21 protein-coding genes and 1 riboswitch are annotated in these 21086 nt (G+C 43.8%); of the genes, 11 read left to right on the top strand and 10 right to left on the bottom strand.

Annotated features, from left to right (window positions below):
• Positions 1 to 372: 372 nt before the first annotated feature.
• Both QF049_RS05740 and QF049_RS05735 read right to left on the bottom strand, forming a co-directional pair.
• Positions 373 to 1749, bottom strand: coding sequence for an amidohydrolase family protein (locus QF049_RS05740; RefSeq protein ID WP_307535562.1), 1377 nt, complete (start codon positions 1747 to 1749; stop codon positions 373 to 375).
• Positions 1750 to 1859: 110 nt separating this feature from the next.
• Complete coding sequence (locus tag QF049_RS05735; RefSeq protein ID WP_124115216.1) at positions 1860 to 2411, bottom strand: CGNR zinc finger domain-containing protein; 552 nt, start codon at positions 2409 to 2411, stop codon at positions 1860 to 1862.
• Positions 2412 to 2553: 142 nt separating this feature from the next.
• On the opposite strand from QF049_RS05735, the gene QF049_RS05730 reads away from it, so the two are divergent.
• The 7 genes from QF049_RS05730 (at position 2554) to QF049_RS05700 (ending at position 8475) form a co-directional block, all read left to right on the top strand.
• On the top strand, positions 2554 to 3054 hold the full coding sequence (locus QF049_RS05730; protein ID WP_307535560.1) for a DinB family protein: 501 nt from the start codon (positions 2554 to 2556) through the stop codon (positions 3052 to 3054).
• Positions 3055 to 3137: 83 nt separating this feature from the next.
• Positions 3138 to 3291: riboswitch (FMN riboswitch) on the top strand.
• A 144-nt stretch (positions 3292 to 3435) separates the two neighbouring features.
• Positions 3436 to 4416 (top strand): DMT family transporter, encoded by a 981-nt coding sequence (locus QF049_RS05725; protein ID WP_307535558.1) that lies wholly within the window; start codon positions 3436 to 3438, stop codon positions 4414 to 4416.
• Positions 4417 to 4615: 199 nt separating this feature from the next.
• Positions 4616 to 6112, top strand: a complete 1497-nt coding sequence (locus QF049_RS05720; RefSeq protein WP_307543109.1) for an amidase — start codon at positions 4616 to 4618, stop codon at positions 6110 to 6112.
• A 213-nt stretch (positions 6113 to 6325) separates the two neighbouring features.
• Complete coding sequence (locus QF049_RS05715) at positions 6326 to 6838, top strand: DUF3231 family protein (protein ID WP_307535556.1); 513 nt, start codon at positions 6326 to 6328, stop codon at positions 6836 to 6838.
• Positions 6839 to 7012: 174 nt separating this feature from the next.
• Complete coding sequence (locus QF049_RS05710) at positions 7013 to 7852, top strand: manganese catalase (protein ID WP_307535554.1); 840 nt, start codon at positions 7013 to 7015, stop codon at positions 7850 to 7852.
• A gap of 106 nt (positions 7853 to 7958) precedes the next feature.
• Entirely contained in the window at positions 7959 to 8150 is a 192-nt protein-coding gene (locus tag QF049_RS05705) for a spore coat protein (RefSeq protein ID WP_124115221.1), read from the top strand.
• A gap of 13 nt (positions 8151 to 8163) precedes the next feature.
• Entirely contained in the window at positions 8164 to 8475 is a 312-nt protein-coding gene (locus QF049_RS05700; RefSeq protein WP_307535551.1) for a spore coat protein, read from the top strand.
• 78 nt (positions 8476 to 8553) lie between these two features.
• On the opposite strand, the gene QF049_RS05695 is transcribed toward QF049_RS05700, so the two are convergent.
• From QF049_RS05695 to QF049_RS05685, 3 genes are read right to left on the bottom strand one after another with little or no spacing between them, the layout of a single operon-like run.
• Positions 8554 to 9660 carry a GerAB/ArcD/ProY family transporter gene (locus QF049_RS05695; RefSeq protein WP_307535548.1) on the bottom strand — a complete coding sequence of 369 codons (1107 nt, stop codon included), beginning with the start codon at positions 9658 to 9660 and terminating at the stop codon, positions 8554 to 8556.
• 20 nt (positions 9661 to 9680) lie between these two features.
• A complete protein-coding gene (locus tag QF049_RS05690; RefSeq protein WP_307535546.1) occupies positions 9681 to 10889 on the bottom strand; it encodes a Ger(x)C family spore germination protein in 1209 nt (402 codons plus the stop codon).
• 12 nt (positions 10890 to 10901) lie between these two features.
• Positions 10902 to 12500, bottom strand: a complete 1599-nt coding sequence (locus QF049_RS05685) for a spore germination protein (RefSeq protein WP_373428217.1) — start codon at positions 12498 to 12500, stop codon at positions 10902 to 10904.
• A 132-nt stretch (positions 12501 to 12632) separates the two neighbouring features.
• Here QF049_RS05685 and QF049_RS05680 point away from each other — a divergent pair, with 132 nt between their 5' ends.
• Entirely contained in the window at positions 12633 to 13265 is a 633-nt protein-coding gene (locus QF049_RS05680) for a LysE family transporter (protein WP_307543105.1), read from the top strand.
• Here the strand turns inward: QF049_RS05680 and QF049_RS05675 are convergent.
• The gene (locus QF049_RS05675) at positions 13258 to 14706 is read right to left on the bottom strand and encodes an amino acid permease (RefSeq protein WP_307535544.1); all 1449 of its coding nucleotides are present in this window, start codon (positions 14704 to 14706) and stop codon (positions 13258 to 13260) included. The two genes, QF049_RS05680 and QF049_RS05675, sit on opposite strands and share 8 nt — an antisense overlap.
• Positions 14707 to 14880: 174 nt before the next feature.
• Between QF049_RS05675 and QF049_RS05670 the strand changes: the two genes are divergently transcribed.
• On the top strand, positions 14881 to 15234 hold the full coding sequence (locus tag QF049_RS05670; RefSeq protein ID WP_307535542.1) for an AMP-dependent synthetase and ligase: 354 nt from the start codon (positions 14881 to 14883) through the stop codon (positions 15232 to 15234).
• Positions 15235 to 15378: 144 nt separating this feature from the next.
• Here QF049_RS05670 and QF049_RS05665 read toward each other — a convergent pair whose 3' ends face one another.
• A complete protein-coding gene (locus QF049_RS05665; RefSeq protein ID WP_307535540.1) occupies positions 15379 to 16233 on the bottom strand; it encodes a manganese catalase family protein in 855 nt (284 codons plus the stop codon).
• Between the two features lie 182 nt (positions 16234 to 16415).
• On the opposite strand from QF049_RS05665, the gene QF049_RS05660 reads away from it, so the two are divergent.
• Positions 16416 to 17165: a YqcI/YcgG family protein gene (locus QF049_RS05660; protein WP_307535538.1), complete on the top strand. Its 750-nt coding sequence runs from the start codon at positions 16416 to 16418 to the stop codon at positions 17163 to 17165.
• Between the two features lie 154 nt (positions 17166 to 17319).
• Positions 17320 to 17964 carry a LysE family transporter gene (locus QF049_RS05655; RefSeq protein WP_307535536.1) on the top strand — a complete coding sequence of 215 codons (645 nt, stop codon included), beginning with the start codon at positions 17320 to 17322 and terminating at the stop codon, positions 17962 to 17964.
• 473 nt (positions 17965 to 18437) lie between these two features.
• On the opposite strand, the gene QF049_RS05650 is transcribed toward QF049_RS05655, so the two are convergent.
• The 3 genes from QF049_RS05650 to QF049_RS05640 all read right to left on the bottom strand — a co-directional run bounded on the left by QF049_RS05650 (position 18438) and on the right by QF049_RS05640 (position 21030).
• Entirely contained in the window at positions 18438 to 19331 is an 894-nt protein-coding gene (locus QF049_RS05650; protein ID WP_307535533.1) for an aldo/keto reductase, read from the bottom strand.
• 141 nt (positions 19332 to 19472) lie between these two features.
• Complete coding sequence (locus QF049_RS05645; RefSeq protein ID WP_307535531.1) at positions 19473 to 20246, bottom strand: SDR family NAD(P)-dependent oxidoreductase; 774 nt, start codon at positions 20244 to 20246, stop codon at positions 19473 to 19475.
• Positions 20247 to 20541: 295 nt separating this feature from the next.
• Positions 20542 to 21030, bottom strand: a complete 489-nt coding sequence (locus tag QF049_RS05640; protein WP_307535529.1) for a GNAT family N-acetyltransferase — start codon at positions 21028 to 21030, stop codon at positions 20542 to 20544.
• Between the last annotated feature and the right edge of the window lie 56 nt (positions 21031 to 21086).

Below are 21086 nucleotides of genomic sequence, written 5' to 3'. Positions count from 1 at the left end.
GGTTAAATTTATTTTTGGAGATCACATATTTTGTTCTTTTTCCGCGAAAATTATCATGATATGTTGCACGTGGATGAATATGAAAATGGATTTAAAACAAAACTGCGTATAATTTATATTATGCGCAGTTTTTACAAGCCCTAATTTCATAAATTATGCACTTTAATACTTTGTTATCTGAAGTTGCAAGAATGAGAGCTTTTTTCGTCTTTTTCCGCTGTCCCTTCCTCCGTTATCCTGTCTAATTCGACGATATGCTAGCATGTAAAAGAGCCACATCACATGATATGGCTCTTCCTTTCCTCTTTATACAGCTTGAGGTGTATATGAAAATACGAGTTAAATATTTCTTAGCTTATATGAAAAAGCGAATCAGGAAAAAGCAATTCTCTCCGCGTCCGACATCCGGTATTGGGATAACAAATATTCTTGACTTTGCATCGCTGCATGACGAATCGCATCCAAATCAACATGCAACAGCTTACCCTCTCGCTTCACGAGTCTACCTGCCACAAAGACCGTATCCACATTGGATGGATTGGCAAATTGCACGACAGCGCCGATTGGATCATGGACGGGGAACAGATTCAGATCAGTAGTACGAATCATGATCAGATCTGCTTCCTTTCCCGGGGTCAACGTACCGACCTTCTGCTCTAATCCCAATGCTTGTGCACCAGCCGAAGTTGCAAATCTAAGTACTTGGCTGGACTGCAAGTTTAATTCACCTGGCATCTCACCCTGCTGCAGAAGTTCTTCGTTGGCTCTGGATCGCTCAGCCTGAAGTGCAAACTTCATCTGCGAGAACATATCTCCGCCTGTGGACGTTACAACATCTACACCAAGTGTAGGGGTTCCACCATGTTCAAGAAAATAGCCGGTGGCCGGGTATCCATGCCCCATCATCATTTCAACCTCAGGTGTGACCGACAGGGAAGCACCGCTATCCGCCAACATTTTATATTCATCCATCCCCATGGTGTTACCATGAACAATATTTACTCGAGGACTTAACAACCCCGCTTCATACATGTGACTAATTGAGCGATCTACCGATCCCCAGCTGCCAAATCCGGCGTGCATGGAACAGATGGCATCCAGTTCTTGGGCCAGCTCGATCTCTTTTACGGTTGTATCCCAATGACTGAACTCTGGACCACGAATGGCAAGCCCATAAGTAAGCAATTGATCCCGTGATGAAAAATAACGTTCTTTGACTCTTCGCACATCATTTGAATATGTCAGTTGACTATCCCGGTTCCAGTAGTTCGTCTCACCAGGCACTCCGTGAGCAAATACTGCCCGAATCCCCGCATCCTGAAGACCACGAATCAGTTCATCCGTATGGTCAGGGGAATATGGCATACTCCAATCCAACACTGTCGTAACACCTGCATTAAGCGCTTCCAAGGAACCGAGCAGGTTAGCAATATAACTATCCTGTGGGCGGAGCTTACTTCCCATCGCACCATAATAGAGATTCTGCAAATAAACAGGCAATGACCAATTGGTTCCCGCTGTTTTGACCAGTGATTCCCACATATGCCGATGTGTATCCACCAGCCCAGGCATAATAATCATGGATGAAGCATCGATGACCTCCACATCCGGAATATCCAGGTCGGGCTGGACCGCCGTGATCAGTGAATCCTGGATCAGGACGTCCGCCCTTTTATACTGTCCAATTCGAGCATCCATCGACAACACGCAGCCATTTTTCAACAGATAACTTGTCCGCACAAGACACATCTCCCATCTTATTGGTTTGAAAGACGAACATATCCTGCATACGAATCCGAACGGCTTCTGACTGTTTTTTCGCTAGTATATATACATTATATAGTTAATGTTAATATTTATCAATTTTGGGTTTTTCGTTTCGCTCGAAATCTTCTGACTTTCATCAAGTTCCCGCACATCTTATCATCACAGTACTTCTGTGTTCTGCTTCGGGTATCATCATAGAACATCCAGCGACAATCCGAATTATCACAGATCCGAATCCTTCCCCCTTCTCCCTCCACCAGAGTCAAAGCAAAATCAGCAGCTACCTCAGCCATAACCTGTTGCCAGTGAGCTTCTACAGCTATTAGTTGGAGTTTCAATCCCTGATCAATTATAGTCAATGTTCTTCTCACATGTCCTGCTTCCATAACACCATTCAACCATTGTTTTTCTTTATCCGTTAATGATGCTCCAGAAGACAAGCGGGCTCCAAGGGCCAACAAATCATTCCTGAAATTTCTCATCGATAACTCATCTTCTGGAGATGCAGGTACAGAAGCCTGGAGTTGCCATCGATCCAAAAATTCTTGCTGCCAGTTCGCCTTACCGAGCCTGTCCTCCGATCGATCTCCCCCACGCCAATCATGATAATCGCTGTTTACAAAATCGGTCCAAAGTCTGTCCATATATACCTCCGTTCATGTAACCATCTAAGTAAATAAAGAAGGTTACAATTTATCTTTGATGTGTTATATTAAGTGTAATCTCAATAATAAGTTTTAGCTAGTTACATCACAAATCACAATTATACGCAAGGAGGAAAAGGCAATGACAAAAACAACAGCACTAGATGTGTTACTTATTCAAAAGGATGATACGTGGGATCAATGTAATTGGATTGTACCTTTGTCGAAATCCTTGGAGGGTCTTACAGCAGAACAAGCAGCCTGGATTCCACCCTCAGGGGGATTAAGCATCTGGCAGTTGGTTAACCATATGTATTATTACAACCATCGCTTATTATGTCGCATGCAAGGTAAGGAGCCTACGCTTCCTGCTGTAGACTCCAATGAATACACATTTGGGAATCCTGGAGATGCAACGGACGCAACTGGATGGAATACACTGCTACAGGGTACAAATCGATTAGCCCAGCAGTTGCGAGATCAATTGGCTGCGCTACAAGAGTCAGATCTTGAAGCCGCATATATGGAATCCGAAGAGAAATGGGCACACGAACTAGCTCGCTGGGTACTCCATGATGCGTATCACGCAGGTCAGATCGTGCTTCTTCGCAGACAACAAGGAAGCTGGAAAATCGTTTTCTAAAAAAATGCTTGAACTGCTAGCGCTTACAGGAATAAGATGAAATTATTAATGTTACAGCTTGTTCAACCCACTATATAATTGAATAGGATCTTCGGGGTAGGGTGCAATTCCCAACCGGCGGTGATGTTCTTCGGAACCAGCCCGCGACTCGCTATTTGTTCTTAACAAAGGACATTTAGCGACTGACTTGGTGTGAATCCAAGGCCGACGGTACAGTCCGGATGAGAGAAGATCAACACATTGACATGCCGTTCACGGGAAGGCCTCTTTCCTGACGCATGTCCTTGGATGAGCCCCCGTTTATTTGGTATATACCAAAACGGGGGCTTTTGTCGATTTTGCCAACTGAAGATTCCGTGTTCTGACGAAGGAGTCCTGAATATGGAAAAGGCATCAGCAGCATCACCTGTTTACCGCAAGGAACGAAGTAATACCGGATTCTGGCTTGTAGTTCTCGGCGCCGCCTTATGGGGTGTCGACCCACTCTTCCGCATTATTTTGCTAAACACGATGACATCCACGCAGATTGTACTGGTGGAACATATCATCGTCAGTCTTATTGCCATTCCCGTGCTGTGGAAATTCCGGTCTGACCTGAAGAACCTGCGCGCTCGCCACTGGATAGCCGTGATTTTTATTTCATGGGGAGGATCAGCACTCGCAACGGTATTGTTCACCATGGCGCTTACACATAACGATCCGAATACGGTGCTTTTATTGCAAAAAATGCAACCGCTCTTCGCTATCGTGCTGGCTAAACTGTTATTGAAAGAAACGTTACCACGGCGCTTCGGTGGATTGTTCTTCATTGCATTAGCAGGAACCTACCTGCTTACATTTGGCTTCACAATGCCATTAGGTAACTGGGACAACTGGATTCATGCTGGAAGCTTGTTATCCCTTGGGGCTGCTGCCTTATGGGGAGGTTCAACCGTTATGGGCCGATTGATGCTGGGGCAGGCGCGTTATGAAACGGTCACCTCCCTGCGCTTTGTCGTTGCTCTCCCGCTCCTGATCTTTATGACGTGGAACGAAGGTGCAGCATGGACGTTTCCATCCGGAACGGGTGAACAGACTGCTGTTATCCTCAATATTCTCGGTCAGGCATTGTTACCAGGTTTGCTAAGTCTTCTGTTGTATTACAAAGGTCTGTCGTCAACCAAAGCCTCTGTTGCAACACTCGCGGAACTTAGCTTCCCGATGGCGGGTGTGTTGGTGAACTGGATTGCTTTCCGTACACTGATTACATGGGAACAGCTGCTTGGTTTTATCCTGATCTGGGTAGCCCTCTTCGCCATTTCCAGACAGCAGGAAAGATCATCAACTGCGGCCGATGCGGCACCGAAGCTGCGTACAGAGTAAGTGGATATATCCGAGGTTCTCATATAAACAAATAGTCAAATATAAAAATAAAACCATTGCACATCAAATTAGATGAGCAGTGGTTTTTTTATTTCCATTACTCGATAAGTCTCTTCTATGTTTTGTCTTTTATCCAATCCGGTGGTACGATGACATATGGAATAAACAGATGAATTATATTCAGAGAGGAACGATCATGATGTCTTCATTCTCATATACCTCCTACGACGCCGTAGGTTTGGCTGAACTGATCCGATCCCGGGAAGTATCCCCGGTTGAAATGCTGGAAGCGGCGTTTGCACGCCTTGAAGAAGTGAATCCGCAACTTAATGCGGTTATTCGTACATATGAAAATCGCGCACGTGAGGAAGCCGGTTTTGTTCGCCCTGGAGAACAACCTTTTGCCGGTGTTCCCCTGCTCCTGAAAGATATCTCGCAATCCTTGGAAGGTGAATTTCTGACTTCAGGCTCTCGTCTGTTCAGCGAGCATCGGGCATTACGCAATTCCAATTTTGTCACTCGACTTCGTGATGCGGGTTTTATCATCATAGGACATACGAATACGCCCGAGTTTGGCTTGAAAAATATTACGGAGCCCCGGCTTCATGGTCCAACTCGCAATCCATGGAATATCAATCACTCCCCAGGTGGTTCAAGTGGTGGTGCCGCTGCCGCTGTAGCTTCGGGTATTGTTCCTCTTGCCGGAGCCAGTGACGGAGGAGGTTCGATTCGTATCCCAGCTTCCTTTAGCGGATTGTTTGGATTAAAGCCAACCCGCGGGCGCACACCTGTAGGACCGGGAGTTGGTCGTCAATGGCAAGGCGCATCCATTGATTTTGCCCTATCCCGCTCGGTTCGGGACAGTGCCGCCCTGCTCGATACATTGCAAGTCATTCAGCCTGAAGCTGCGTTTCATGCACCACTATTCCCAGGCAGTTACTTGGCAGATATGAGCTACCCTCATCAACGCAAATTGAAAATCGCATACACAACAGATTCACCTGTAGGTACACCCGTCAGTGCAGAAGCCAAAGAATCTGTACACAAACTCGTTCGCTGGTTGGAAGACCAAGGGCATCATGTTGAAGAAAAACTGAGTCCAGTCAACGGAGTCAGATTGATGGAGAACTATTACATGATGAACAGTGGAGAGATGGCCGCGATGATCTCTTCCATGGAACGTTCCATGGGCCGGGCTCTGACCTCCGATGATATGGAGATTGAATCCTGGGTTCTGGCTGAAGCTGGCAAAAAGGTGTCCGCCGCGGAATTTGTACATAGCTTAGCTGAATGGGATGTAGCTGCAGCTCAGATGTCTACCTTGTTTGAGCGTTATGACTTCTACGTCACACCCGTTAATGCTTTTCCTGCGCCTAAGATTGGAGAATTAACACCTCATGATGAACAGATCCGTAATCTGATGCGAATTAGTGAGTTGGACAAGACCCAGCAGCAACAACTCATCTATGAAATGTTTGAGCCAAGTCTTACGTATACTCCGTTCACCCAGCTTGCGAATTTAACAGGCCAGCCTGCGATAAGTGTGCCTTTGCATATGACACCAGAAGGTTTGCCAATGGGTGTTCAGGTGATGGCAACCAAGGGACGCGAAGATTGGTTATTACATCTGGCTGGACAGCTTGAAAAGTCAGAATTATGGATCGGGATGAATGGGAACCCACTTTTTCCAGTCTAAAAATACACGTTGCAACCCTACCAGCAGACCTGTTCTGCTGGTTTTTTCCTTTTTGAATAACAAGATAAAATAGTTTATATTTGTCTTGGTTTACATAATAATTATGATGTTAATTTATATAGCATCCTCCATTCCCTGTTCAGTGCATAATTTTATAGAATACAGGTGATCATAAGTTGGTGGTAAATTAACATACTGGAGGGAAATCAAATCATGGGTATTCTAAGTGGCAACCCCAAGAACGAGCCGATGCATTATGGTGAAATCTTTAGTGTATGGCAATGTTCCACAATAGCCAAAGGCGCTGTATCTTGCTATCAAGCTTATATGAGTCATGCAGGAGATAAAGATTTAAAGAAAATCTTGGAAGATCTGCTGGACCAAGCCAAACTGGAAATTAAAGAATGCGATACACTATTGACTGAAAATGGTATTGCCCCTGCACCAACACTGCCGGAAAGACCACATGTAGAGTTTGAGGATATCCCGGCTGGCGCAAGATTCACAGATCCCGAGATTGCTGCAAAAATAACAGCCGATACATCCATGGGTCTGGTTGCTGCAAGCCAAACGATTGGGCAATCGATCAGAGAAGATATTGGCGCGTTATTTGCTAAATATCATGCGACCAAAACAGCTCTAGGCCTCCGAATTCTACAAATGAACAAAGAAAAAGGTTGGCTTATTCCCCCACCGCTTCAAGTTAAAAGACCGGATTCAGAATAGAGTTCAGAAGACGTCTAACAATATGTTGTAGTGAATCGAAAAGACAAAGCAGAAGAAGCCCCCAATCTTCTGCTTTGTCTTTTTTGTTATTTAACTGTTTACTTTCCAATGATCAGGTTAATAAAATTTTGAATTCATTCAGAAATTTAAAACATCTTTATTGGAGGGAATCATATGTTTCGACATCAGAAAGAGTTACAATTTGAAGTTAAAGTAGATCGTCCCGATCCCATGCTTGCACGTCAGGTTCAAGAAGTGTTGGGAGGACAATTTGGCGAAATGACCGTCATGATGCAGTACCTTTTTCAGGGATTCAATTGCCGAGGTGAAGAGAAATATAAAGATATGCTCATGGATATTGGCACCGAAGAAATTGGACATGTTGAGATGCTATGCTCATTAATCAGTCAGTTGCTGGATGGTGCTACTCCTCAGGCACAACAACAAGCCGCAGAGGATCCTGTGACAGCTGCAATTATGGGCGGTATCAATCCCCAACATCTGCTCGTCAGTGGTCTGGGTGGCTTACCAACCAACTCAAACGGTGTTCCGTGGAATGGTTCTTATATCGTGGCAAGCGGTAACTTGCTTGCGGACATGCGTTCTAATTTGCATGCCGAGAGTCAGGGTCGCCTTCAGGTAGCAAGACTGTACCATATGACAACAGATGAAGGCGTACGGGCTACTTTCCGTAAAATGTTAGCACGTGACCGTTATCACCAGTATCAATGGATGGCAGCTATTCAGGAACTGGAGGAAAAAAACGGAGTCGTTGTTCCAGCTTCTTTCCCTCCAGAAGCCGAGCAAGAATCACAGCCGCAAGCCTATGAATTCTGGAATCTCTCCGAGGGAACTGAATCCGCCGAAGGTTTATGGGCTGCAGGAAGTGCACCTGATGGAAGCGGAGACTATGTATATATCTCCAACCCTGTTCCAAAGGGACAGATACATGAGCCCGTTATCCCTGCCACAGAACTTCACCATGACCTGGATATGAAATCAACAGACAAATAAAGTTTAAATTTCTATTTTTTTAAAATATTTCGAATTAATCCTGTTTATACGCTTTATAGCAGGGTACTAACATAATAGAATAATCAATTCTTGGAGGTGCTTAATAATGGCAACTAAGGAACTTGCATTACATGAGAAACTCGAAGTACATGAACTGCTAACCCTCAAAACTTCGTGTGCCACCAAAGCCGTAACGATGCTGGAACTCGTAAAAGACGACACACTAAAATCCTTAATCGAAGAAGATTTGAATAACTCTTCCAAAGCTATTGAAGATTTAAAATCCCTATTAAAATAAGGAGGTTGCTCTTATGACTACAACCAAAACGAAAGAAATGCTCGTTAAAGCCGTTGCTCCCATGGATGATTTGTCCATTGCCACCGATATGCTCCTCTCCGCTAAGTCAGCGGTACGTACCTATGCAATAGCTCTTACCGAAACTGCAACCCCCCGAGTTCGGAAAGTCCTTAAGGCTCAATTGGATACTGCAATCGAAACCCACCAAAAGATCGCAGACTATATGATCAAAAATGAGATGTATCATCCCTATAGTATAGAAGAACAAGTTGAACACGATTTGCAGAAGTCAGACATAGCGTTAAAATTGTTGGATGATAATTAATGATTAACGCTTAAAAACGACTCAGTTTACGACTGAGTCGTTTTTTGATTCCAGAGCATATTGCACTCATATTTCCCACTAGTTTTTTTCGTTTTTCTGCATACCTTTCTTTCTCAATAGGATGACAACCAATAGTAACACGGGTAAAAAAATCTGAAATACAGGAGAACTATAATTCAACGTGAATCCTCGCCCTATCTCAATATGTTCTGTAAATGTCGGTGATAAAAAAGACAACCCATATAGCATAAGCGCTACTGGAAACACCCATTTCCTATAGTTAGCTCCAGTTATTCTTTCGAGTCCAATCACGGCTCCATGGAAAAATGCAGCCATTTTAATACCCAATCCGAGGAATAGGAGTAAAGTGAACAAGGCATCCATCCGTTCAAACACTTCAGTCAAATTGATTAATTGTACTGTCTCCAAAAGCGGGAGTGTACTATAGGCAGCAATCTGAGAACCCAAGACAAAAATGACAAGTTGATTGATAAATGTTAAAGCGAGAGCCGTTAGGATATAGGCGATGATCACCGCTCTATTAAGATTCCTGCCTTTCCGAGCATAGGGATAAAAGACCAGGAATAAGACAACCTGCCCAAATGGAAAGGATACGATCTCCGGAAAAGCAGCTTGAAAAATCGGCTTCCACCCATTCTCCATCACAGGCAAGGCCAGATCGGAGTGAAAAAGACCTGTCGTTGGGATTAAAAAGCTGATTAATGTATAGCCTAGTGCCATGAGTGGAAACAGAATCATACACATGAGAAACAGTACACGATATCCATATCGTACGGTGTTGGATACAACGATAATGGTGATCATGCTGATGATCCACATCGACGTTCTGTTTAGTAGGGTCAATTCAGTGACTTCACTGATGTCACGTAGATTTCGTGAAGCTTCATAAGCAAAATAACCTACAAATGAAAGGCTTACGATTGTCCCTAATATTTTCCCCATATAGCGGTGACACAGTAGAAACAAATCCAATTCAGGTTCTTGATGATGAATAGCCAGATGCAGGAGTAGTAACACCAAACCACCAGCAGCCCCGGCGAGCATGGCTAACCATGCATCCTGTTTGGCATCTCCACCTATCAGAAACAAGGTTGTACTGCCAACTTCAAATAAGGAAAGACAAACAGCCAATTCGGATACGCGAAGCTCCCTAGCCAATTTCATGATTGAACCTCTCCTTGGTGTTAGTCTTTCTGTTCGCCAAGCATCTTGCTGAAAGAATCTTGAAGCAGACCTACTCGTTCCAAAGTTACGTTTACATTTATGTTAATATCCATCTGTGCCAATTCACTAGACCAGTTGTCTTTTAGAACTTTCCACTCTTTGGGATGTCTTTGATGTATTTTGTTCGCGATCCCCAACATATCGACATGAAGCCGTTGGTTCCCTCGCCACCCGGCCAAAATCTGTGCTTTAATGACTTGTTCAGCCTGTCGCTGCAATTCATGGATGGTATGTTTACTTATTATATCCTCTCCTGATGTGCTCTCATCCAACTCAGCGTCGACCTTTGCATCTACCTGGACAGCGTAATGAAGGCCCTTTTTCACAGGAAAGACCTTAACTTTTGCTTTACGCACAAGAAAAGAGTTAACCTCCCCCTTTGCGCCTGTATAGGTCAAGTTAGTCCAGTTCACCCTGTCTGTCAGCCAGGTGATACCCATACTTTCTTTTTGGTTCAACATCCCGATCTTTTTATCTTTGAGAAATACACTTAACCCTTGAAGTCTTAAATTCCCGGGTATTGATGTCTCCTTAAAAATATCAATTGAACTTTGTTTGTTATCGCCCAGTGTATCTGTTGTAACACCAGGAATCCCGGCAGATCCACTGTCTGAAGTGATCTTCAGACCAACCTCGTGTATGTTCATCACGGGATAGTACGACCCTTTCTCATTATTCCGTTCCAAAATCTCAGATAAAGCACGGCCAGGCTGTTTCTCTGGAGGAATCAATTTTTCGAGATATTCTCTTGCCTGACCATCTGCAATAATAAGCTTGGCAGATTCCCTGGAACCAATATTTCGATAATAGTGATCCATGATCTCAGCAATCCCATATCTTGCCGCTTCTTCACCAATCAGAACGACATTGGTATGTGCAAAATATAATCTTTTGGGATTCTTGACGCTGCTTTGGGCAACAGCTTCCCGAATCGTTTTGCCTTCTGATGAAAATGTGTTCACGGGGGATTGAGATCCACCAGACGACGACCCAATTGAACTGCTCGCTGGTGGTACAATAATCTGATAGGTAATGATCCACTTTCCGTTTTTCCGGTCAAATCCTGTTGCTGTTGCGATGCCCAGATCATTTAATTCTGTGCGATTTCCACAACCAGCAGTAATCAGTCCAACCATGAGAAAGATTAATATGGACTGCAAACGAATCATATAAATCGCTCCTTATTCGTTCTCAGCTTCATTAATACGGTCTACAATGTTATCCGATCCTGACGGGTATTGATGAGGGGCTTGTCTCGTCTTATTCGTATTCGACTTTTCATCAGGTCTAGTCTTCATAGCCCACCAGGGTACTCTCAACCATAGATCCTTCATATTTGACTTAAAAAACGGACTGTATGGCATCAGGTAGTCAACACCAAATGACTTCAGCGATACCAGGTGTGCAAGTAATGGCACTGCTCCGGCCAATATGCCATATAATCCTAGCGTACCTGCCAGTAACATAAACGGAAAACGCAATAGCCTTACTGCTGTGGCCATACTGAAATAGGGTATAGCAAAATTCGCTATTGCTGTAAAAGAAACCACAATGACCATCGCGCCTGAGACCAATCCCGCCTCTACCGCAGCTTGACCGATGACCAATGCACCAACAATAGAGATTGCAGGTCCAATGGCTCGCGGCATTCGCACTCCAGCTTCACGAATGACCTCGAACGTAATTTCCATAAGCAGAGCTTCAAGTAATGCCGGGAAAGGGACCCCTTCCCGTTGTGCAGCCAGGGTGACCAATAACGTTGTAGGTATCATCTCCTGCTGAAAGGTGGTTAGTGCGATGAAAGTCGAAGGCAGCAACAAAGATACGAGGAAACAGATTAACCGTATAATCCGCAGAAAGGTAGAGATATCATAACGCTGATAATAATCCTCGGGCGTTTGAAAGAAATTAAAAAAAGTAACAGGTGCTATTAAGGCAAATGGCGTACCATCTACCATAATGGCTACTTGACCATCCAGTAGACTGCCTGCAACCGTATCTGGACGCTCCGTATTGATCATGGTCGGGAAAGGCGTAAGTGGTGCATCCTGAATAAATTCTTCTATGTAACCACTTTCGAGTATACTATCTGCGTTGATGGCATTTAGACGCTTGGTAACTTCTTCAATGACATCTCGCTTGGCAATGCCCTGGATGTAAGCCAGTGCAACTACAGTTTGGGTGTACTCTCCAATGGTATGCATCTGGAATTTCAAATCAGGAGTCCGTATTTTCCGTCGAACAAGAGTAATGTTGGTCGTTAGTTCCTCTGTGAATCCTTCCTTTGGCCCTCTGACCACCGTTTGGGACGTGGGTTCCTCCACTGATCTTCTGGCTCCTCCGGCGATCGGCACTGCAAGAACATTCTTTACACCATCAATAAGTATAACGACGTGGCCTGTTAATAAAGCTTCATAGATAAGTTGCGACGAATCCAAATTTCGGATATTCCCGGAGGGTAGTATTCTTTTCACTAACACATCTCTAGGCTGATCTCCCGGAAGCAGATCCGTATTCATCCATTGAATGATATTGTCCATAAGTTCAACCAACAGCGTAGAATCTGTCAATCCTTCCATGTAACATACAGCTAGAGTAGTGCCCTTCCCCTCTAACATAGGGAACTCCCGAACTACAAAATCAGGACTATATTCAAATGCCTTGATAATACTGTTAAGTTTATCTTCTAGCGAAATATCCAAACTTTGTGAATGTTGTATTCGTTTATTGGATATTTCTCCTTTTTTTTGTGATGTAAATACCTCCTTTATCCAACGCATAAGCACAAAATCACCCCCTATTTTCGACTAATATGGATTAATCGTGCACAAAGTATACATCGCCCTCAATAATCTTGTCCTACAAAAACAACTTGAAGAATATGCTGTACTGTATGGAAAGGAGGACATCTTATTTATATCATGTTAGGTTATGTGATTCTGGGATTATCACTTTCAGCCCCTATTGGACCCATTAATGCTGCGCAATTGGACAAGGGTATTCGAGGTGGGTTCATGCCAGCCTGGTTTGTTGGGCTAGGAGCCATCGCAGCGGATATTATCTACATGCTGCTTGTGTATTTTGGTATCGTACATCTGCTTGAACTTCCGTTTGTAAAGGTATTCCTCTGGATGTTTGGTTGTTTTGTACTGATCTATACGGGTGTGGAAAGTATTAAAAATGCAGGAACCCTTGCCCCTTCTCAAATGAGAGGAGATGATTCGGAGCTTACCAAGTCATTTCTTCAAGGATTCCTGATGTCTCTGTTTAACCCTCTTTCCATCATGTTCTGGCTAGGCATTTACGGCTCTGTTCTGGCGAAGGCTGTAAATGATTCTCCTATGGATCAATTGTTGATTTATAGTGGAGCTATCATCTTTGGCGTACTTTTATGGGATCTATTCATGGCGACTGCCGTAAGTTTTTTTCGCAAATACCTCACTTCTACTGTGCTTAAAGGAATTGCTCTCATTTCCGGACTGTCTTTAGTCGGTTTTGGCTGTTACTTTGGATATAAAGCCATACAATTTCTCTTCTTTATTTGAGTTTGTTTTTTTTGCGTAGCCGAATACCCGTGATGTGATAACTGCTTACACCCGTAGAACGCTGCTCATTTTCTTCACTTTCATCCTTCTCGTCATTTGATGATGTATTGGTCGCAGGCTTCTTCTTGCGAATCCGTTGTACAATAACGTCACTAATGGCAATGAGAGAGACAAGCAATAAGCTAATATAGAACCCTGGTCTGCTGAGTGCATGAAAAAGCGTTCCTGTGACTGCAGTAGCGATCAACAATAGGCCAATCCAGCGTTTGATCACATCGAACTTGCCTGATTTCAACAATTTACCGGAGGATAACAAAATAAACGACCAGTTGTACAGAAGCATCAGACCAGCTGCAGTCGTGATGTATTCATATACTTTGCCTGGGAGTAAGAGAGACATGATGATCGTACCAACTAACCCACAACCAATGAGGGACAAGGCAAATAACGGATACTTCGTTTTCCACTTTCGAGAAAATAACTGCGGGGCGTCTCCCTCCTGAGCTAGGGTAATAATCATAGACGTCACCGCATAGAGCGAAGCAGTCATCGTTGAAAATCCGGCTACAATGAGTACCCCGTTGAACAAATGTGGGACAAAAGCAAGGTGATCACTACTGAGTGCCAGTACAAATGGACTCTCCTTGGGATTGAATGCATTTAAGGGAACCATAATTAAAGCGAGTCCAATGGATACAACATATACGGTGGATAGTGCAATGAGCATGACTTTTCCTGCCTTTGGGGCATCTTCCGGTTTTTGAAGCCGATATGACATAATGCCAAGCACTTCAATACCTCCATAAGCATAGAACGCAAAAAGAAACGCAGACCACAATCCGATGCCACCCTTTGGAAAAATCGCTGCCATATCCAGCGGTACTTTGTGTTCATACTTGGTTCCCCCAATCCATCCTGCGAGAAGAGCGATGGCAAGCACCAAGAACATGATGATCGCTGCAATTTTAATGATAGCCAGTACATTTTCAACCCGATCAAATCCTTTATTACCGAAGAATACAATACAAAGACCCAAAATTCCAAACCCTGCAGCAAATATCCAGAGCGGAACAGCCGGAAACCAAAACCTGGAGAAAATGGACAATGCGGTTAGCTGACTCCCCATAATGAGCAACTCCGAAAACCAATAGAACCATCCGCTCGCAAAGCCTGCCCAACTTCCAAAGGCTTTCTTAGCATATGAACGAAAAGATCCTTGTTCCGGATGGTCCGCTGTCATTCTCGCGAGCGCGTCAAAAACTACATATGTACCTAAAGCGGCCAAGATATAGGCCAGCAGCACAGCTGGACCACCAATCGATATCGCAAGGCTGGAACCCAGGAAATACCCTGTACCAATTGTTCCTGCCACACCTAGCAGACTCAATTGCCACCATTTCAGTTTCTTTTCTTCTGTAGTGTTAGTCGATGCTTTACTCATGTTGTCATTCCTTTTCTGTATCATTTTAGGTCACTAAAGGTAGCCTTCCCAATCCACAGCGAATCATGTTCATCAAATAATCCTCATTTGAATGGAACAGGATAGATTGAATATTTCTCAGAACCGTATTACATAATACACAGGTAGATCAAAACATACAGGAGGGTTTTACACATGAATCAATTCTCTCAATCACAGCAAATTACACAATTGGCTCAGCAACTTACGCAACAAACACAACAGGCCTCAATGCAATACCAACAATTACTTAGACAAGAACAAAGCAACGCTCAACAACTGGAGCAATTGGCACAACGCGAGCAACAAGCTGCACATATGATCCAGACCGCACTGCAAGGACATCAAACCGCCATCCAGCAATTACAACAAATCTCCAGTCTTGCACAACAACTTGCACACTCATCTTCACAACATGTATCTTACCTGGAGCAGCCATATAACACTCCTAATATCTCAACTAATGGTCAATCTTATGGCACGTATTCGAATCAACAACGCCCGCAGTAACATCTTCATGAAACACATAAAGGAACCCAGCATTGGGTTCCTTTTTTTGTGTTCGGTGTAAAAAAAGAGACCGCAGTTGTCTCTTTATAGGTTCTACCTTAAGTTTCAAATCTGGTCCTATACTATAGGAGGCTTGTTCATACTTTAGGCATTAAGATCATGTATTCCTGGGCTATGCTCATTTGGAAGTTCAGGCATATAAGGAAGCGGATATCCTTGTGGAGGATCGATCACTTGCAGTTCGCCACCATTACGACTTGGTGATTGACCACTGAAAATCTCAGCGATGCGCGTATTGTCTAAACGGAAATTAAACTGCGCATTGTGGAAGCCCATATCTACGTATTTCCGACATTCGGGATATTTATTAATATCATAGTTGGGAATCGGGAATATTTTGCCCCAATTCACACCCAGGGTCTCCAGTGCTTTGGCAAATGCATTTTGATGCGCATTATCACGAACAATCAGGAAACCCAGCGTTTCACGAAATGCTTTGTTGGTACTCATTTCATATATTCTTGATTTTTGTAACACACCCGTAGACTCCAACACAATATTATCAAGTAAGTTGCTTACCAAATTCCCATGATCGTACACATAATTCCCAAGCCATGGATTACCTGCAGCATCAACGGGCAATGAGCTCTGAGCCCCCATGATGTAATGATGAGGGTTGGCATGTTTAATCGCTTCATCCAATGGAGCACCGTCGATCCCTGCATCTCCCGCGCCCTCTGCACCGGCCCCCGTTAATAACTGATTAATGGTTTGTTGCACCAGTTCAATATGGCTTAATTCCTCAAGAAATACACCACGGATCAGATCTCTATACTGCGTGGCGTTGCCCCGAAAATTACTGCTTTGAAAGAAAAATTGCATCATCGTCCGCATTTCACCAAATTGCCCGCCAAGCGTCTCTTGTAATACTTTTGCTGCCGCGGGATCAGGCTTGTCTGGTACGATCATATTGATTAGATCTTCACGATAAAAAAACATGGTTGTCCTCCATTCTGAATTAACATACTATTCTAGTTTTAACGTTCTTCCTGTTATTATGTAATCGCTTGGCTGTCAAACCTTGGTTAGAACTATTTCTGCTTATCTCCTTAACAAAAATAAGTTGGACTGTCACCATTTTTTCCTTGGGTTATATCCTATAGGTAAAAGGAGGACTGTTCATGTCGTTGTTGTTTTCATCTTCTGAGATTGAGAATGAGGAGATCCCTCTCGAAACCTGGAAAAGAGATGCTTACCGTTTATTCTCTTTCAAAATGAGTGACCGGGAGGCTCGATTCCCCTGTATTCCGGCTACACAGGCCTTTGCCCTGGGTCACCTCCGATACGGCTTTGTTTCTAATTTCGGAGACGAGTCTGCAGAACGTAATGTATCAGACATACTCAAGGAATATGGAGAATGCTCTCGTTCATTCGGAGAATATTCTTCATTGATTTTATTTTTTGAAAAGGAAAAAGAGATACGGGATGTATTGGCCTATGAAAAAGCCTTCTGGGATTTATTAAGCCAGATTAGGCACTTGGATAACAAGCCTTGGCCAAAAGATATTCCAGAAGACCCGGAGCATCCCATGTGGGAGTTTTGTTACAATGACGAACGGTATTTTGTCTATTGCGGGACGCCAGCTCATATGTCACGACAAAGTCGCAACTTTCCTTATTTCATGTTAGCTCTAACACCGCGATGGGTGCTCGATACGTGGAACGCACAACCTCTGAAAGCTGCAGCGATTGCTCCAAGAATCCGCGCACGCTTGGCTGCCTACGACACCATACCGGCACATCCTGAATTAAAGCAATACGGATCACAAGGCAATCTGGAGTATAAACAATATTTTTTGCGCGATGACGATACCACTCCTTCCAAATGCCCGTTTCTTCGATCCCTTCAGCAGGACAAAGTAAAGGAATAGCTTAAGTCGATTCTAAAAATACTCTCCTCCGAATAAACTCTATACCACCCGTTAATAGGAGGAGAGCCCTGTGCTCTATACTCGCTACAACTACATAAGCAACGGACAAGCCCTATCGAAAAAAGAATTCATTAGAGACGGAAAGGAAATGACAATGGAAATCTATATTAAATTCGTCCTGATTGGTCTCGCTATTGCCATGCCAGTAGGAGCAATTACGGTAGAGATGACCAAGCAGGGATTGAGAAATGGGTTTATCCATGGCTGGGCCGTGGGTCTTGGAGGCATGACAATTGATGCTGGTTTGATCCTGGCCATGTACTTCGGGTTTGCTTCCGTCTTATCTCTTCCTTATGTACAAATTCCACTATGGCTTGCGGGAGCTGGATTTCTGGCCTTTCTGGGATACGATTCGATCCGGAACTCAGATCTGGATATGGCAACATCAGATCATACGAACGGAAAAATCAAAAAATCGTTCTGGAGGACATACCGCAATGGCTTATTGGTTGCTGTCTCCCCTGGTAATCTTATTTTTTGGATATCTGTTTTTGGTGTTGTATTGTCCGATTCATACCAATCTACCGGTAAGCTGAGTTTTATCATTGCAGCATTTGGCGTACTGTGTGGAATTCTCATTCATGACCTGGGTCTGATCTCCATTGTATCTGTGACACGAAAAGTAATGAGCAAAAAAATGATACAAGCAGTCTCTGCCATGGCTGGAGTCCTTTTGCTGGGTTTCTCGTTCTACTTTTTATATAAATTTGTATTGGCCCTGTGGCTTCTATTTCAGTAGATTTTTTCGAGAAATTAAGGTTGTTCCTTCTGAAAAAGGGACAACCTTTTCTTTGATTCCATTCACATACGGTGCTGCAGGTACTTTCCTGGAATATCTAATTTTTTTTGTTAATCAGAAATCATTTGACTTTCACAGTGAAGGATGGCAGTTCATTTAGTCGCGGGGCGTGCTGAATTGTATCTAAAAGGTAGGTAGTAACAGCGGTGTGTGTTCTTTTCTATTGTGAATTTTTCATATGTTGAAATATTATATCGGTGACGAATTAGCTTTTAGTGCCAACACAGTTATCGTTTATCGTTGTCTCAAAATTAAAGTAGTATGCTTAAGATGATTTGGACATTTTACAAAATAGTTAGAATGTTTAGTTATTGTGAATTTTTCATATGTTGAAAATATAAGGTTGATGACAAAAAGAAAGCTGCCTATAGGCAGCTTCGCAAAATTAAAATCCATTTGGCAAATGCAAAGAATCAGGTCCGGCCAGTCCAGTCTGGTCCGGCGATTTCTTTCCATCGAGCTCTAATCTCATCATACAATTCCTGTGGAAGTGCGCCTTTAGCAATAAGGTCGGCATTTTGCTGCCAGCGATCTGGCTTGGCTGTTCCTACAATAGCGGTGTCTACACCTTCAGTACTTAACGTAAATCGCAGTGCTGTTTCCACCGCTGCCTGGGCATCTTCACCCAGAAAACCATAGTTAAGTTCATTTAAGCGCTTCCAGTATATAAATGGATAAGCCTCTTCCGAAAGTGTTTCATATGTCCAGGCCGCATTGGCAATAGGTCTTTTGGCGATTACACCCATGTTTCGCTTTCTCGCCTCAGGCAAAGTCAGTTCAATCGCTTCCTGATCTGCGATATTTAGTGACGTCTCCAGACTGTCAAATACTCCGGTCTGAATCGCATATAGCGCATCCGTTGTATCCCCACTGTATCCGATAAACCTGGTCTTTCCTGCTTCCTTGGCACGTTGCAGTACTTCGATTACTGCTCCTTGTCGAAGTACTTCTTCAGAGCAGCTATGCAAATGGATAACATCCACATAGTCCGTTTTCAGCCTTTTCAAACTACGGTCAATCGTTTGCTCCAGTACTTTGGCATCCCAATCCGGACCTTCGATCCCGGCAGCATGTCCACATTTGGTGAACAAATAGTAGTCATCACGCCGATGTGACAGCACCTCACCGATTAATTCCTCGCTGTCACCGTAACATTCAGCCGTGTCAATCACGTTTAATCCAGCATCGAGGGCACTATTCAACAATGTCGCTACATCCGTTTTGGATACATCTTTGCCTATTTCCGCTCCGCCAAATCCAAGTGTACTTACATTCATACCAGTATTACCGTACTTGCGCGTTTCCATGGTTATCTTCCTCCAAGTTCAGTGAATTGGGTACAGATAAATAGAAATACAGATAACTTCCCATATGTTATTACCCATGCGTTATTACCCATGCGTTGGTTATGCCACCCACTTTTCCAGATTGCTATCAACTCTACTCATCTAGAATCCGTAGATCGACATCCCACCGTCAACCAACAACGTTTGACCCGTTATATATCCCGCTGCATCTGATGCCAGGAATACAACTGGCCCTACCACTTCTTCCAGTTCTCCCACTCGCTGTAGCGGTGTACGGTTCACAATTTCCTGCAAATACTGGGGATCATCTAGCAGCTTTTCGGTCAAAGGTGTTCGGAAATACCATGGTCCTACTGAATTGACACGGATTCCATACTTTCCCCATTCCAGTGCGAGCACTTTGGTCATATGAATTAACGCAGCTTTGATCGCACCATATACAACCCCTGTCCGCAAAGCCGTATGCCCACCTACCGAAGAGATGTTAATGATCTTCCCAGTCCCACGTTCTTTCATATGCTGACCCGCTAATTGCGAAGCGAAGAAAGCCGATTTTAAGTTTGTCTGCATGATGGTCTCCCACTGCTCGTCCGTGACTTCAAGTGCTGGAGTCCGTATGTTCATACCTGCGTTATTCACCAAAATGTCCAAACTGCCCATCTCCGAGATTGCCTCTCGAAACGTCTCTTCCAGTTGTTCTCTTGATGTCACATCCGCAGTTAGAGCGAGCGCTTTACGCCCTGTCTGTTCATAGATGTAGGCGGCTGTCTCCTCAATTTCTTTCATTGTTCGGGATACAAGTACAACGTCACTGCCTGACTGGGCAAGTCCAATCGCAATTGCTTTTCCGATCCCTCTCCCCGCGCCTGTCACCAGTGCTGTCTGTCCATCAAGATGGAATGTGGGTACATTCATGTCACTCACTCCTTCATCAGATTTATAAGTTGAACTAAAGATTATTTACACTGACACTACGATGACAGAATAACCTTCCAATCGCTGTTATCCCCAGATTTTTTGATTCCCTTTTCCGAAGGGGAAAATCCGGGGATAGCTTATGCTTCCGATGCAGCTTTCTTTCTGAAAGCTTTTAGGCGAACGCTTCGCTTTTTCAGGTTTTTTCTGTCCTCTCCGTTATCGTGTAAATGATTAGTTCCACTTATATCGCATTCATGCAAATAATTGATATGTAGGTAAACCCCGATGGGAATCAGGTTACAAAATACTGGCTTGGATTACCCAGTTCCGGATGGAACTTCTCTCGAAAACGGCCTCCCGTATAATCCCCTATAATTTTTCGCCAGAACGCCTGCGCAATGACATTGTTACGAACCTGGGTCACTTTCCATCTTCCTGGAAAACGTTTGAACAGCTCATAGGCTGCCCGAGTACCCACTCCACTGCGCCGATATTTTTGCATCACAAAAAACTCAGTCAAATAGTAGTCGTTATCCTTACTTCCAGGTTCCAATTTCTCCACCAGAGCAAACCCTGCAGGTGCCCCGTCACTTGTAATCAAAAAAGGAAACTTGCGGTCCTTTTCTTCCCAGAATGCCTCCAGACCCGGATATTCCGGAAAAATGCCGTTACTGTCTACATCAATATTCAGATATTTGGTAAAATCATATAGATAAAATTGCATTAAATGCCGAATCACCTGACTGCGCTCCCGGGGAACCAGTTCTATTTTCATATTCATCCGGTTCACCTCCTCTGCTTTACGTATACTAATTACTTTAAAGGTTTACGCGCCGA

It is taken from the genome of Paenibacillus sp. W4I10, from assembly GCF_030816325.1.
GTDB classification, from domain to species: Bacteria; Bacillota; Bacilli; order Paenibacillales; family Paenibacillaceae; genus Paenibacillus; species Paenibacillus amylolyticus_B.
Note: the sequence above shows the minus strand (reverse complement) of the source record. Positions and strands in the feature narration are given on the sequence as shown.

Excerpts from the sequence above, each read along its gene's own strand:
- QF049_RS05650 (WP_307535533.1), bottom strand. The coding sequence starts at position 19,331 with ATGGAAACGCGCAAGTACGGTAATACTGGTATGAATGTAAGTACACTT.
- QF049_RS05640 (WP_307535529.1), bottom strand. The coding sequence starts at position 21,030 with ATGAATATGAAAATAGAACTGGTTCCCCGGGAGCGCAGTCAGGTGATT.
- QF049_RS05735 (WP_124115216.1), bottom strand. The coding sequence starts at position 2,411 with ATGGACAGACTTTGGACCGATTTTGTAAACAGCGATTATCATGATTGG.
- QF049_RS05695 (WP_307535548.1), bottom strand. The coding sequence starts at position 9,660 with ATGAAATTGGCTAGGGAGCTTCGCGTATCCGAATTGGCTGTTTGTCTT.
- QF049_RS05690 (WP_307535546.1), bottom strand. The coding sequence starts at position 10,889 with ATGATTCGTTTGCAGTCCATATTAATCTTTCTCATGGTTGGACTGATT.
- QF049_RS05710 (WP_307535554.1), top strand. The coding sequence starts at position 7,013 with ATGTTTCGACATCAGAAAGAGTTACAATTTGAAGTTAAAGTAGATCGT.
- QF049_RS05685 (WP_373428217.1), bottom strand. The coding sequence starts at position 12,500 with ATGCGTTGGATAAAGGAGGTATTTACATCACAAAAAAAAGGAGAAATA.
- QF049_RS05675 (WP_307535544.1), bottom strand. The coding sequence starts at position 14,706 with ATGAGTAAAGCATCGACTAACACTACAGAAGAAAAGAAACTGAAATGG.
- QF049_RS05700 (WP_307535551.1), top strand. The coding sequence starts at position 8,164 with ATGACTACAACCAAAACGAAAGAAATGCTCGTTAAAGCCGTTGCTCCC.
- QF049_RS05740 (WP_307535562.1), bottom strand. The coding sequence starts at position 1,749 with ATGTGTCTTGTGCGGACAAGTTATCTGTTGAAAAATGGCTGCGTGTTG.
- QF049_RS05665 (WP_307535540.1), bottom strand. The coding sequence starts at position 16,233 with ATGTTTTTTTATCGTGAAGATCTAATCAATATGATCGTACCAGACAAG.
- QF049_RS05725 (WP_307535558.1), top strand. The coding sequence starts at position 3,436 with ATGGAAAAGGCATCAGCAGCATCACCTGTTTACCGCAAGGAACGAAGT.
- QF049_RS05705 (WP_124115221.1), top strand. The coding sequence starts at position 7,959 with ATGGCAACTAAGGAACTTGCATTACATGAGAAACTCGAAGTACATGAA.
- QF049_RS05660 (WP_307535538.1), top strand. The coding sequence starts at position 16,416 with ATGTCGTTGTTGTTTTCATCTTCTGAGATTGAGAATGAGGAGATCCCT.
- QF049_RS05720 (WP_307543109.1), top strand. The coding sequence starts at position 4,616 with ATGTCTTCATTCTCATATACCTCCTACGACGCCGTAGGTTTGGCTGAA.
- QF049_RS05645 (WP_307535531.1), bottom strand. The coding sequence starts at position 20,246 with ATGAATGTACCCACATTCCATCTTGATGGACAGACAGCACTGGTGACA.
- QF049_RS05730 (WP_307535560.1), top strand. The coding sequence starts at position 2,554 with ATGACAAAAACAACAGCACTAGATGTGTTACTTATTCAAAAGGATGAT.
- QF049_RS05655 (WP_307535536.1), top strand. The coding sequence starts at position 17,320 with ATGGAAATCTATATTAAATTCGTCCTGATTGGTCTCGCTATTGCCATG.
- QF049_RS05715 (WP_307535556.1), top strand. The coding sequence starts at position 6,326 with ATGGGTATTCTAAGTGGCAACCCCAAGAACGAGCCGATGCATTATGGT.
- QF049_RS05670 (WP_307535542.1), top strand. The coding sequence starts at position 14,881 with ATGAATCAATTCTCTCAATCACAGCAAATTACACAATTGGCTCAGCAA.